Here is a 13,411-nt window from a genome sequence, read left to right on the forward strand (position 1 = left end):
TCAATTGAGCGGCCGGTCGGTTAGCAGCGTATTGCCGGCGGTCTCTTTCAACAGGACGTAGCGTCCCTTGAGAAGTTGCTCTACGTCGTTGTGGTGTTCTTCAGGAACGAAGAGGAGATGGCGCACCCCCTGTCCCCACGTCTGCAGCAGATCCTGTGAGGAGAGGAAGATATGCGGTGCATCGGGGAAAGTGCTGCCGAAGATCAGCGAGCTGGAGCGGCCTTCGACCAGCAGTGCCTGGCGGTTGGTATAGAAGATGACCGAAGAGCCATAGGACTGGTCGCCGTACAGCATCAACTGATAGTTGCCTTCGATGCGTCGGGAAGCGACGAGATCATTGGCCGTGTCTGCCAGTTGTTTGCAGCTCAGCATGGAGCCGAAGCGCATGAGGGCGATGTGCGCGGCTACCAGGAAGAGCGCCGTGGTGAATCCCATGGTGGAGAAGGCGGCCGTGTTCCGCTTGTGCAGGCGGAGATTCCAGGCCACAGCCGGACCGAAGGCGAAGGCCAGCATGGCCAGGGCGGCGGGTAGCCGCAGGGCGGCAAAGGAGGCCCCGGTCAGGTCGAAGAAGTGCGACATGGAGAGCGTGTAGTCTCCGACGGCGCGATGGGCCAGAAGGTCTCCGATGCTGGGCTCGAAGGGGAGGTTACGTGAGCTCCACAGGCCGTAGAAGAGAGCTCCTGCGATCAGGAAGCCGAGCATGGCAAAGACAACATGTGCTGCGGTGACCAGGTGCCCGCGCAGGGCGTTATCTTCGCGCCGGGCAAGCGAGAAGGCGATAAGCAGAAGGATTGGCAGATAGGCCGGGAAAGTGTAGTACTCCTGGTTGGTGGAGATGGAGAAGAAGACCAGGATGATGGCGGCGTAGATGCCGAGTAGAAGCACTGACCGCTGATGGAAGCTGTACGGACGCAGATATCTGGAACGGTTGGTCCACAGATCGCGCAGGGTGACGGGAAGGAAGAGCGACCAGGGGAAGAGCCAGACCAGGTGCAGCAGCCAGAAGAGGTAGCCGGGCAGCTTGTTGTAGTCCTTCGGGTAGCGCTCGCCGAGGAAACGGAGCACGTGCTCGTTGATGAAGTAGAACCAGAAGAAGCCGTGTCCGTTCATGCCGCCGGTGTTTCGAAGACCGGCGAGGATGTGCCAGGGGGCGGCGATGGCGAGGAAAAGAACGCCGCCGGTAACAAAGCGGAGCTCGCGCCAGCGGCGCCACTCGCCGGTGATCGCCAGATAGATCATCACCGCGCTCATGGGGAAGACCAGGCCGATGAGCCCCTTGGTCATAACGGCGAGTGCGAGACCAATCCACATGCCGTAGAAGTAGCCGACGCGTGCTTTCTCAAGGCCACGTAATAGGCAGTAGAGAGAGGCGCAAAGGAAGAATGAGAGCAGCACCTCTGGGATGAAGATGCGCGTGAAGAGAAAGATGCCGGCCGTAGTGAGCGTCGCCAGAGAGGCGTAAAAGCCCGCTGTCTGCGAGATCGCGTGCTTCCCCCAGCGATAGGCGAGAGCAGCCAGCATCGCTACGCCAAGGGCCAGCGGAAGGTGCGTGGCAAATGCGTTCAGGCCGAAGATGCGATAATCGACCGCGACCAGCCAATAGGGCAGAGCAGCCTTTTCCAGATAGCGGATGCCGTTGACGTATAGGGTGACGTAGTCGCCGGTGCGAGCCATAGCGGCGGCGGCCTGAGCGTGAGTAGCGTCAGCGTCGTCAAGCAACGGTGGAGAGAACAGGCTTGCAAAATATACTGCCACCCAAACGAGCGACAGGATCCAGATCCGGCGCTTGCGGGTGCTGGTAAGGCGCGAGGGTGCCGCGACAGGCTTGGGAGCGTACGTAGTTACCATCCGGCTACAACTCTACTTATTGATTAAAGATGTGTGTTCCTTCTTTTAGACACGAAAAACACCCATAAGATTCGATGCGCGAACCGTGTATTCTGACGCGAGGAAAGATGCCGACCTTTGCAGCTATCGATATCGGGTCCAACTCCTGCCGGCTGAAGATCGCCGCCGTACAGATGCATAAGCTCAAGACGCTGTATGAGGACCGAGAGGTGACGCGTCTGGGCGAAAGTGTCTTCGAGACGGGAGTGATTTCGCCGGAGGCGATGGCCACTACTATCCGGGCCCTGAAGCGTTTTCATAAGGCGGTGCAGGCCCATGTTGTGGATAAAGTGCGGGTCGTGGCCACCTCCGCCACGCGTGATGCCCGCAATGCAGCCGCCTTTTCGGCCTGGGTCAAATCGGCCACAGGATGGAGCCTGGAGGTAATTTCAGGCCTGGAAGAAGGCCGTCTGATCCATCTTGGAGTAGCTACGCTGGAACCAGGGGCGCGGGGCAGGTGCCTGATGATCGATCTTGGCGGCGGAAGCTGCGAGATTACCAACAGCGAGCACGGCCGCATCAAGTCGATGGTGAGCACTCCGCTGGGAGCGGTGCGGTTGCAGCAGGAGTTTCTGCACAGCGATCCGACCAGCAAGGAAGACCTGGCGCAACTGGAACGCTTTATCCATCGTGAGCTGCTCCGCGCTGAAAAGAAGCTCGGCCCAGTGCGTGTGCCTCTCGTGATTGCGACCAGCGGCACGGCAGCGGCACTGGCTGAGGCTTCCGCGGCACTGTTCAAGAAGCGAGCTTCACGCGCGAAGACAAAGGCTCTGGAAGCCGATACGGTAAGCGTCCGTAAGGTGGCGCACATGCTGGCGAAGATGACCAATGCAGAACGGGTGCAGGTGCCCGGCATCGGACCGAAGCGCAGTGAGATCATCATCGGCGGAGCCTATGTGTATGCCCAGTTGCTGGAGCGATTGGGCCTGAAGGGCTTCCGTTACTCGCCGCTGGGGCTTCGTGACGGTGTTCTGGCTCAGATGCTGGCCGAAACGGACATTCGTGCCGACGTGCACCAGCAGATGGAGGTTGAGCGCTGGAACGGCATCCGCGAGCTCTGCCGCCGCTATGGCGTCGATCCAAGGAGAAACGAGCCCGTCCGGGCGCATGTGGCGCAGCTCTTCGACGCGCTGCATGTGGTGCATGAGCTTCCGCCTGAGTACCGGTTATGGCTGGAGGCAGCGGCCATGATGCAGGACGTCGGCAAGTACATGAACCACCAGGGACATCACCGGCACACGCAATATATCCTGGCGAACTCGGAAATCTACGGTTTCTCGCCGGAACAGCGGGCGATTGTCAGTGCCATTGCGCGGTACCTGGGGAAGAGCCGTCCGGACGCGATCGACCGGGTGTTGCGTGCAGTTCCTGTGGAAGAACACAGCGCGGTGGCGCGTGCGGTAAGCCTGCTGCGGCTTGCGGTCGGCCTGAACCAGGACCGCGTTTCGGCCGCCGTAAGGCTCCGTATCAAGGTCTACCCGAAGCGTGTCCTGCTCGACCTGTCGGCAGCGCGCGGAAGTGCGGAGCTGGAGGTATGGTCGCTGCGTAAAGAAGCTGACTACTTCCGCGAGGTCTTTCGCCGCGAGCTGGCTGTCGAGGCCGTATAGAGGGTGCGTACGGTGCGCGGATCGAGCAGCCACTGCAGGGTGCCGGCGCCCCGGTCGTAGCTCACACGAGCGATCGAGCCTTTGCGCAGCCTGATCCGTGCCGGCTTCGGCAGCGCAATAAGAGAGCCGAGAAAGGTTGTGAGATTGGGATTGTGCCCCACGACCAGGAGATTCTCGGCCTCTCCGCACTCGCTGAGCAGCTTCTGAAAGTCGGCAAAGGTGGCTCCGGGAGCCAGAGCATTCGAGAGCAGAACCGAGGCCTCATAACCGGTCTCCATGCCAACGAGCGAAGCAGTCTGCAGGCTGCGCTTCAGCGGGCTGGAGACGATGAGGTCAAAGTGCAGCCGCATGCTGTTGAGCACGTGGCCGAGTTGCAGACACTGCTTCTTGCCCTCTTTGTCGAGAGGGCGGCGAGTATCGAGCAGCGGGTTGACGCGGCGGGTGCCGGCGCTGGCGTGACGGAGGACGTAAAGATTCATCTCTTGTTAAAGATGCCAGAGAGCGGGGTGTTGATGGTATGGGATGTGGGTTATCGGTCGACGCCGGCATGGAGGAAATGTGGGTTCCTAACGAAGAGGGGTCAATGTTGTCGTGGTTTACAGGGTGTCTCCAGAGATCCTTTACAGGTTCATCCCGCTTCGCACCGCAGGTGTGAATGCTTTGCTTAAGGGCACGGCTTCAGCTGTTCAGTTCCATGACATCCTTTACACCTTGTCTCCAGACATCCTTTACAGGTTTATGCCTGTTTAGGGGTGTTTTTGGATGGCATGGAGGAAGGTGGAAGTGGAAGCGCAGCGATTGCGGTTTGTGGAGGCGGCGATGATTGGAGAGCGATCGTTTTCGTCTCTGTGTGTGGAGTACGAGATTAGCCGTCCGACGGGTTATCTGTGGCTGAAGCGATACCGTGAGCATGGAGCGGCCGGCATGCAGGAAGCCAGCCGCAGGCCTCTGCTGAGTCCCCGTCAGAGCCCTGCCGAGTTGGAAGAGCAGATCGTGTCTTTACGGCGCCAGCATCCTGACTGGGGTGCACGTAAGCTTCGCGTTCTGCTCGGCCGATCTGGGGTGAAGGTGCCATCGTCGACCGTACATCGAGTGTTGCGTCGGCACGGTCTGATCCACCGGCTGGACAGCCATCCACAGGCCACTGGCAGCTTCTGTCGCGAGGCGCCTAATCAGCTCTGGCAGATGGATTTCAAAAGCCCTAAGGGATGGAACGCGCATCTTGGCCCCTTATCCGTGTTGGATGACCACAGCCGCTATGCCTTGGTGTTGGAGCAACTGTCCTCGGGTGAAGGTCTCGTCGTCCAACAGAGGCTGGATAAGGCGTTCTCTGACTGTGGGTTGCCCGAGGCCATGCTGATGGATCACGGCCAGCCCTGGTGGAACGCGCAGTCACCAGGAGGATGGACGCAGCTATCCGTGTGGCTGATGCGGCTGGGCATCCGGCTGTACTTCTCCGGAGTCCGCCACCCGCAGACCCAGGGTAAGGTGGAACGCTTCCACGGTGCCCTGGAGCGGGCACGGAGAAGGTGCGGGCCGATGGATACGCCGCCTGGCCAGTCATGGCTGGACCGCTTCCGGGAAGAGTACAACCATGTTCGTCCCCATGAAGCGCTGGACATGGAAACGCCAGCAGACCACTGGCACCCCAGCCAGCGAGAGTACACCGAACCACGTAACCCCGCGTATGCCCCGGATGCCGAAGTGCGCGAGCTCAACAGCAACGGAGCGCTCTGGCTGGACGGACGCAGCTGGCAGGTAGCCGGAGCCCTGGCTCATCAGCCTGTCCGTCTCGCTCGCATCGATCAACGCATCCTGATCTTCTACGGTGACACGCCCATCCGGGAACTCGACCTCACGGGGCAGGGTTCCACGATCGTGGAACCCTGCCCCGCAAACTCACTCAATCTGTAAAGGATGTGTGGAGACAAACTGTAAACCATCTCTGGAGACTAGACAGCTTCAGCCGTGCCGAATTGACGTGAGAGTACGTGCGGCTTTATTGATTCCTGTATAACTAAAGTCCTATTTGAGGCGTAGAAGAAGAGGGCTGTGTTGCACGAAGGATCGTAGCAGGGATTGTTTGTGTTGCAAGGATCGGGCGGCATGTCTTGCTTCAACCGCCAAGTCGTCTATGTCGAAGAAGGCGCGGTTGGCGAGGGGATTGATCTTGGTCCATGACCAGAGATACTCGACCGGGTTTAGCTCAGGAGCATAGGGAGGGAAGAAGGAGGTCCGCAGGCGTTGTGCACCGGCAAGCCACCGGCTGGTTTGCTTGGAGCGGTGGGCATTGAGCCTGTCCCAGATCAAGCACCAGTTGACGGCCAACTCGTGGTTGAGTGCGCGCAGGAAGTCGATCACGCGTGTGGAATCGACATCGCCTCCCGGATAGAGACGGAAGTAGAGTCGAACCTCGTCACGCTCCGGAGAAACACATAGTGCAGCGATAGCAGAGACTTTCTTGTGATGCCGTCCGCGCTGATAGATCACCGGTGTTTGGCCGGAAGGAGCCCAACTGCGCCGCACCAAGGGAGCCAGCAAAAAGCCGCTCTCATCGAGAAAAACCAGCCAGGCTTTCAGCCGGTGCGCTTTTTTTTGAGAGCGGGCCAGTCCTGTTTGACCCATTGCTGGATCGCCTCTTCATCGCGTTCAACAGCTTTGCGGACTGGCTTTTGTGGACTCCAGTGCATCCCATGCAACAGGCGGCAAACATGATCGACATGGTATTGAACCCCGAAGGTTCGCTCGATGTAGTCGGCTACCCGGGGACAAGTCCATAGATCAGTCGGAAAACCAGCAGAGACAGCCCCCTTGAGAAGTTGCTTCTCCAGCTTTTGCCGGTCCCTCGCGCTCAGACGCGGTGGCCTGCCGGTCGCCCGAGTCGCCCCTAACGCCTCACGGCCTCCTTCGGTCCACGCATGCTTCCAACGCCGCACGCTGCGCGGCTCTACTCCCAGAACACGCGCGATCTCAGCTTGGGTAATGCCTTGTTCGATGAGTGTGATCGCGCGTTGACGCTTGCGCTCCAACTCCTCCGGACTGCCGACTGGACGCATCATGCCTCCTCGACTGCTCGGATAATAGAATAGGACATTATTTGTGCAGGAAGCAATAGCCGCAGAGGTCGAATTCATTCTGGTCGAAGTACAACATTTCGCCCCGCATTTTCTGTTTGTCGTTTCGTCGCGAAGCGGAGAAATTTGCTTTTCCACCACATTGCCCTCAGCGGCTGAAGCCGCCATCGTGCGGCATACGAGTACGGCACGGCTGAAAGCCGTGCCCTTAAGCAAGACATCCGCGCCTTCGGCGCGAAATAGTTGCGCAACGCGCAACGGCTGTTACGTAGCACGTCCTAGCTCTCCGGAATCTCAGGCTCTGGATGTGGGGGAAAGGGATTCGGCCTGGGCCATGGGGAGATGGGAACCGGAGCCGGTGGATCTTCGTTGAGTTCTGGGTTGTTCGCAGGCATATCTTCTACCAGGCGAACTTCGACGGCGCGTTGCCAGAAGCGGGTGACAAGATCGAGCAGGATGCCGCTCTGCAGCAGGAGAAAGATGCCGAGTGAGCCGGGAGCGGCGAGACGGTGAATGGCGAGCCAGGCCGCGGCTGCGATACAGGCGATGCCTGCGAAGGTCAGAAAGGTAAATGCAAGGTACGGCCCGGTGAAGCGGAAACGCAGAGCGTCCCACGCCGGCGCATAGGCTTTGTATACGCGGTACTCGTTATTGAGACCAAGCTGAATGGCATAGACCTCTACCAGGTCGAAGTAGAGGCGAATCAGGCAGGCGACCAGCAGGAGAAGCAGTGTCATCGGCAGCACGGCCAGGAAGTGCGGTTTGCCAAGGACGCCGGCGGCGTCAAGACGATCACTGACAAAAGAACGCAGCGATGCGAGCGGGCTGAGCACGGCAGTGAAGAGGATGACCGCTACGAGAGCGATACGCACAAACCGCCAGAAATAGCGGAAGCCCTGATATTGCAGGCGGTGCAAGCAGGCGCGTTCTCCTGTCACATAGGCATAGAGCACACCGGGGGTAAGGATGAGGTTGACGATGGCAAAGACAAAGCTGGAGAGGTACCACTGTTGCCGGCCTGCGTAAGGAGGCTGCCTGATGCCCCGGAAGACCTCCGCAAGGAGCGTCACATCGAAGCCCGAAGTAAGCCGCGTTGATACGAGGGAGTGGGATAGTAGAGCCGCAAGCTGGTGGTGGACTCCTAGTGTGAAGAGCACTGTAAGCAGCAGCTGCAGCGCATAGGTCCAGGCAATGGCCCTCCAGTGGTGTAGCGCCATGTGGAGACCGGGCAGAAGCAGAGGGCGGCGATTGGTTTCCATGCTCACACGATCCATGTCGCAACCTGGCTGAGGCATTGTTCGAGGAAGAGGATGATGGCTGTCAGCTTGCGTGCTGCTGTGCCATGCGGCGTGACCTGGTAGCTGTTGTTGAACCGGTCTTTATCGAGTAGAACGGTGTGGTTCGGATCAATCTCCACGGAGACCACCTTGGCGCCCCGTTGTTTGAAGGTGAACTTCTGCCAGCGGTCAGATCCATCCCACCAGAGTTGTGAATGCAGGCCGTTGTCGAAGATCACTTCCGCGCTGACAGGAAGAATAAAGTCACCTTTGCGATGAAGAACAACAGTGCTGAGATAGTCGGTCTGTTTGGGATCTGCAGGTTCTGGCTTCCACCATTCGAATGGTTGTGTGGTGACTGAATCGACAGCGTAGTCGAGAACCGCGGTACCGTAGATGGCCTGCTGGAAGTAAGCGTGCAGAGCCGGAGCGACCTCGATGGCAGCCGCGTGAGCACAGGTACCGCAGAACGAACCGGAGGGTTGCGCAATGTGGTACACACGGTTCTTTGCAATGGCTGTGTTTTCTATCTCCTGCAGGAAGTCCTTGGCGGTGGGATGCTTGAAGCGATACTTGGTGAAGTACTGATGCACGGCTTCGCGCATGGTGTCTTCGCCAATGATGCCCTCAAGCGTGAGCAGGGCTGTAGCGGTCTTACCGTAAGTAACGCCGCCGTACGAGCGCTCATCGTAGAACTGATAGGCGAAGCGCGTCATTGGGTCGTAGTCAGGGACAAAGGTGTATTCGTAGCGTTGCAGATCGCGTTCCCCGGCACTGGCATAGGTTCCGCCGAGAATGCCTTTGTCTTTCCCGAAGAGCGATTCGATGACCTTGACCTCGGTGTAGGAGTTGATGCCTTCATCAAGCCAGGCTTCTTCGAACTCATTGGTAGCGACCATGCCGTACCAGTACTGATGGCCGAACTCGTGTTCTGCCGTGACCTCAAGCAAGTGAAGCCATGAAGGCTCCCACCAGTCGGTTCCTCCAGTGATAAGCGTGGGGTACTCCATGCCTTCCATTGCGGAGCCCGGTTCGGGGTCGATCACTGTTATCTGCTTGTATGGATAAGGGCCGTACCACTGTTCAAACTTCGCCATGGTCTGGCGGAGAATGGCGGCATATCGTGGTCCGGCCTGGGGATGCGATTTGAGGGCAAGGACACGGATGCGGACAGGGCCCATGGCTGAGAGATACGTCTCTGTGGTCTCAGTAAAGTGCGGTGAGGCAGCCCATGCGAAGTCGTGGACATCTTCCGCGTAGAACGACATCGTCTTTCTTCCGCCGCTGTGGGTGATACCGGTGGAGACGCCTGTAGTGCCGACGGTGTAGTTCTCAGGTACGGTGAGCTTTACGTTGTAGGAGCCGAAGTCAGAGAAGAATTCGGTGGTCGCGTGGTACTGATGGCAGTTCCACGCGCCATGCCAGAAGACACCGACTTTTGGGAACCACTGGCCGCCCATCATGAAGTCGCGCTTGTAGCCGTTGCGTGCGATGGACTCCGGAAACTTGTCGTGAAACGCGATGTGGAAGGTGATGGTCTCGCCAGGCTCGAGAGGATGAGGCAGCGGAATCTCCATCACAGTGTGATCGGCGGTGTTGCCATCGTCGGGCGCGGTGAAGCGTTGTGCCGAGGTCAGGTCACCGAAGCCATCGGCAGTAACGGAGACGATACGGATCTCGCCGCGGCGATGTTCGGGATACTCACGCTCTACTTCGCGGAAGCCGCCACTCTCCGCAGTCTCTCGTGCGAAGGTGGACTGCTGCTGAAACGCATTGAGGTAGAGATGGAAGGGGAAGTTCGTCAGCCGCTGGCCAGTAAGGTTGCGATACGTGAGGGTTTCGCTGGCGTCAACGGTGTGTTTTACCGGGTCGATCTGTGCGTCGATGGTGTACTGCACCACGCGTTCGGATAAGGGCGTAGGCGAGTTGGTCGCAATGGATGTCTGTGCACCGAGCGCAGTGGCAAGAGAAAGCAGAGCAAGGAAGAGGGTCTTTCTCATGCCAAGAATTCTATGCGCTTCAGAGCCGTTGCCATAGCTCCGAGATCAGGATGCCGCCAAGGAACACACGTCTTCGGATGCAGACCATCCCCGCACGCTGTAACAAAGAGGCATAGTCGGGAAGGCGGTTGGCGCGGAGACCGGTCAGGAGACGAAAGGCCGCGTAGAGAGTGCGGGTTACCAGCGCCGCGATGGGACGGATGGCGCCTTGTTGCGGGATTTGGAAGTCGCTGACCAGCCATCGGGCATTGTCTGTCAGGGAAAGTAGTAGGGTCTGCACGAGCTGCTCTACCTCTGTCGTAGAGAGGCAGTCGAGGAAGAAGTGTGTGGCAACAAGATCGTATGCGGCATCGGGAACGAAGTTCAGTGCATTGGCCTGGGTGGTCACGAGGCGATTTGCATACGGTGTGCAACGGAGGCGCAGCTCCTGCAGCATGGCCGCGCTGAGGTCTACGGCATGAACGTGCATCTGTGGGTTCGCGCTGAGTAGATCACGTGTGAAGCGGCCATCGCCATCGCCCAGAACAAGAGCGCTACGGCTTTCGAGAAGTTCACGCAGCCATGCGCTGCGCGTGCGATGCAGCAGCGGGCCGAAGCTGAACCATTCCATCCAGCGGTAGAGCCGCGCGATGCGATCGAAGTTGGGGGTGGCGTTCACCGCAGAAAGAAGAGGATGAGCGGGGTAAGTAGCGCGGCGTCGGCCGCAGCGCGCAGCGTGACCGAGGAGATCGGCCGGCGGGTGCAGTCCAGCGCCAGCAGCAGAAGCGCGGAGCTTGCGGTGCACAGATTCAGAATAGCGAAGGGATGCGGTGCGGGAGAGAACGGGGTGAGAGCACAGATGGTGGCCAGGACGACGACGAGGAGACGGAAGTTACGTGCGCTCCAGTTGGACGATTGCGGATTCTCCCAGCGATGGATGGCGACACAGTTCAGCCAGCAAAGCAGCGCAAAGAAGGTGGTGGCAATAGCCACGCGCGGCGTGAAGAACTCAGGTAGAAAGACCGCTGCTGCAAAGAAGATGCCGACGACGGCCTCCTTAGGAGCTTTCTGGCGAAGGCGGGTCTTATGGATGGCGGCAAAGTAGAGGACGAGTGGAGCGCACAGCAGGATGTAGGCGAACAACGCGCGCGCGGGCATCTTCCACATCAGAGCCAGAAGCGCAGGCAGGGCAATCATGGCGGCGATCACGAAACGGCGGTGAAAGCGGCCATGGAAGCGGTGCCGGGCTTCGAGCTCTTCGCCCTGTCTGTAATCAAGCAGGCGATCGGCGACATAGACCAGCCATACCGCGACGAACATGGCTCCAGGCACATACCAGGAAAGCGTGTGGTGGGTGATGCGAGCCGCCGCAAGAGTCCACACGACAGCGACCGTCGGAGCATCAAGCGAAAGCAGATGCCAGCGGTGGAGGACGCTGTAACGGTGCGTCGGGAGTGTGGGAAGTGCGACAGCCATAGAGAGAAGAGTTGCCAGTTACCAGTTGTCAGTTGAAGACGCGCCTCAGAGGCGCATTCGTGCGTGTTTACCCTCTTTTAAGGGTAAAGCAAAGAAGGATGGCAGTAACTGCCATCCTCCTCAACTGGCAACCGGTAACCGGCAACTGTTAACTGGCTTTAGCGCCTGCGGCCCAGAAGCTGGGATCGATGTCGGGAAAGACGGAGTCCCTGATTTCGAGTTCGGAGAGGCGGCGGTCCTGGACTTCGTTAAGGGCGTTGTTCTGTTCGAAGGCCTGCCAGATGCCTTTCATCTCCAGGAACTGATCTTTGTGCACGTTGAAGCGCTTTTCGGCGTAGTCGCGTGCGGCTCCAGTGGTGATGAGGAACTGCCAGTCAGAAGACTCAAGCAGCAGCAACTCGCGGCAGAGCTGTTTCATGATGCGTTCGCCGAGACCACCGTCTTTCCACTTGCCGGCGGTTGCGAGGTCGCGGGTGTACAGTTCGGCGGGATAGATGTGGTTGTAGGTCCAGGAGGTCTCCGGGTTCATCCACACGTCGTTGGTGCCTTCGGCGCCCCATGAACCTTCGTGCATCGAGATGAAGCCGGCACGCGGGTACTTGTCGAGATACTCGGAGCAGGTGATGAGCTCGATCCCGGTGGGGTAATCGGCCAGCGTGCGGGCGATGGCTTCGAGCCAGAGCGGACCTTCGAACCACCAGTGCCCGAAGAGTTCGGCGTCAAACGGCGCGCAGAGAATCGGCGGGATGGAATCGTTGAAGCCGTCTTTCAGCGCTTCAAAGACGAGGTGCACAAAGTGGCTGGCATGTTCCTTGACCTTTTCGGCGGCTTCCTGCGGCCAATATGGCATCTTGAAAGCCATATCGAGCTTGGGACCGGTGACCTGCCAGTAGCGATGGCCACCCGGCCAGCGCTTCTTATGGAAGTCGAGATAGTTGGCATCGCCCGGATAGCCGGTTTCGCCCGACCAGACCTGCAGGCCGGTGCGCGGATCGCGCGGGAAGATGGTGGCGGCGTAACGCTTGTCGTAGGGACCATCGACGTAATACGGCTGATAGAGTCCGCGGTGGTTATTGAAAGTCATCTGGATGGTGGCTTCGTCACGCGGCACCTGTCCGTTGAGCAACTCGTAGGGCGAAGGAATGCGTTCCGACTCTTCGACCAGATGAGTATCGACGTAGAAGTACTCGATCTGCGATTCGCTGAGAGCTTGTTCGACACCGATACGATCGTAGCCGGGATGCGTAGTTCCATCGGCATCGGGCACAGGGTAGTTCCAGAAACCGGCTGGGCGATAGCCGCACTCAGGCACCCAGATACCGCGAGGATGTTTGCCGATGTGGCGCTTGTGGGTGGCAACAGCGGTGCGGACCTGTGCACGTACGCTTTCATCGGTACCCAGCAGAGGCATGTACCCATGCGTTGCGCCGCAGGTGATGATCTCAATGAGACCTTTGTCATTGAAGTGACGGAAGCCTTTGATGATGTCGCCGTCGAGAGCGTTGAAGTCATCCAGCGCTTCCAGGAAGAACGCGCGCCAGAAGCGGGCGGTCTCCGCGAAGTGTGTCTCGCCGCCCTGAATGAAGAAAGCTTCGTCTTCCGTTGCGGCGGTAATCTTGCGATCGAGATACTTTGGGAACTCAGCTCGGAAGACAGGGTGCGCGAGCTGCTCAAGGAGGATCGGCGAAAGATTAATGTTCGCCTTCAGGGCTAACCCGTCTTTTTCAAGACGTCCAAGGACGCGCAGCAACGGAAGGTAGGTTTCGGCCGCTGCTTCATGTAACCACTCCATACCATGTGGCCACGTACCGTGGTTGACCACATACGGTAGATGAGAGTGCAACGTAAATGTCAGAAATCCTGCAGGCTTCTTCGGCGATGCCAAGGCGGTAGACCTCGTACAAGTCTTGGTTGCAGGTGGTTCGTTTTGTATCTCTAGAGAAGGGAGCTTCCCTCCGGGACAGCATTGCTCCGAGTCTACTACACGAAAATCTCACCTTCGTGGCCGATTGGATAGACGCAGATTGATGGAGCGGCGTTGTAACCTGCGCGGTTGCCGACAGACGTCAGTGACAAGAAAAAACTCCGGATCCACGAAGGGATCCGGAGCC

The 13,411-nt window shown here is 58.9% G+C and carries 11 protein-coding genes; 2 read left to right on the forward strand and 9 right to left on the reverse strand.

The window, feature by feature from the left end; genetic code table 11:
• Positions 1-1,755, reverse strand: a complete 1,755-nt coding sequence (locus FTW19_RS06575; RefSeq protein ID WP_246153615.1) for an ArnT family glycosyltransferase — start codon at positions 1,753-1,755, stop codon at positions 1-3.
• Between the two features lie 200 nt (positions 1,756-1,955).
• Between FTW19_RS06575 and FTW19_RS06580 the strand changes: the two genes are divergently transcribed.
• Entirely contained in the window at positions 1,956-3,494 is a 1,539-nt protein-coding gene (locus tag FTW19_RS06580; protein WP_147646879.1) for a Ppx/GppA phosphatase family protein, read from the forward strand.
• Here the strand turns inward: FTW19_RS06580 and FTW19_RS06585 are convergent.
• The gene (locus FTW19_RS06585) at positions 3,446-3,973 is read right to left on the reverse strand and encodes a SixA phosphatase family protein (RefSeq protein WP_147646880.1); all 528 of its coding nucleotides are present in this window, start codon (positions 3,971-3,973) and stop codon (positions 3,446-3,448) included. The genes FTW19_RS06580 and FTW19_RS06585 overlap by 49 nt on opposite strands.
• Positions 3,974-4,256: 283 nt before the next feature.
• Here FTW19_RS06585 and FTW19_RS06590 point away from each other — a divergent pair, with 283 nt between their 5' ends.
• Positions 4,257-5,408 (forward strand): IS481 family transposase, encoded by a 1,152-nt coding sequence (locus tag FTW19_RS06590; protein ID WP_147645759.1) that lies wholly within the window; start codon positions 4,257-4,259, stop codon positions 5,406-5,408.
• Positions 5,409-5,519: 111 nt separating this feature from the next.
• On the opposite strand, the gene FTW19_RS06595 is transcribed toward FTW19_RS06590, so the two are convergent.
• From FTW19_RS06595 to FTW19_RS06625, 7 genes are all read right to left on the reverse strand, one after another.
• The gene (locus FTW19_RS06595) at positions 5,520-6,119 is read right to left on the reverse strand and encodes an IS630 family transposase (protein WP_147646881.1); all 600 of its coding nucleotides are present in this window, start codon (positions 6,117-6,119) and stop codon (positions 5,520-5,522) included.
• Positions 6,071-6,553, reverse strand: coding sequence for an IS630 family transposase (locus tag FTW19_RS25720; RefSeq protein ID WP_147650109.1), 483 nt, complete (start codon positions 6,551-6,553; stop codon positions 6,071-6,073). Before FTW19_RS25720 ends, FTW19_RS06595 begins: the two co-directional genes overlap by 49 nt.
• Before the next feature lie 293 nt (positions 6,554-6,846).
• The gene (locus FTW19_RS06605; RefSeq protein WP_147646883.1) at positions 6,847-7,827 is read right to left on the reverse strand and encodes a hypothetical protein; all 981 of its coding nucleotides are present in this window, start codon (positions 7,825-7,827) and stop codon (positions 6,847-6,849) included.
• A gap of 2 nt (positions 7,828-7,829) precedes the next feature.
• On the reverse strand, positions 7,830-9,845 hold the full coding sequence (locus FTW19_RS06610) for a M1 family metallopeptidase (protein ID WP_147646884.1): 2,016 nt from the start codon (positions 9,843-9,845) through the stop codon (positions 7,830-7,832).
• A gap of 19 nt (positions 9,846-9,864) precedes the next feature.
• Complete coding sequence (locus FTW19_RS06615; RefSeq protein ID WP_246153616.1) at positions 9,865-10,503, reverse strand: class I SAM-dependent methyltransferase; 639 nt, start codon at positions 10,501-10,503, stop codon at positions 9,865-9,867.
• Positions 10,500-11,300, reverse strand: a complete 801-nt coding sequence (locus FTW19_RS06620) for a hypothetical protein (RefSeq protein WP_147646885.1) — start codon at positions 11,298-11,300, stop codon at positions 10,500-10,502. Before FTW19_RS06620 ends, FTW19_RS06615 begins: the two co-directional genes overlap by 4 nt.
• A gap of 148 nt (positions 11,301-11,448) precedes the next feature.
• Positions 11,449-13,185, reverse strand: coding sequence for a glycoside hydrolase family 57 protein (locus tag FTW19_RS06625; protein ID WP_246153617.1), 1,737 nt, complete (start codon positions 13,183-13,185; stop codon positions 11,449-11,451).
• Positions 13,186-13,411: the final 226 nt, after the last annotated feature.

The organism is Terriglobus albidus, assembly GCF_008000815.1.
Classification (GTDB): domain Bacteria; phylum Acidobacteriota; class Terriglobia; order Terriglobales; family Acidobacteriaceae; genus Terriglobus; species Terriglobus albidus_A.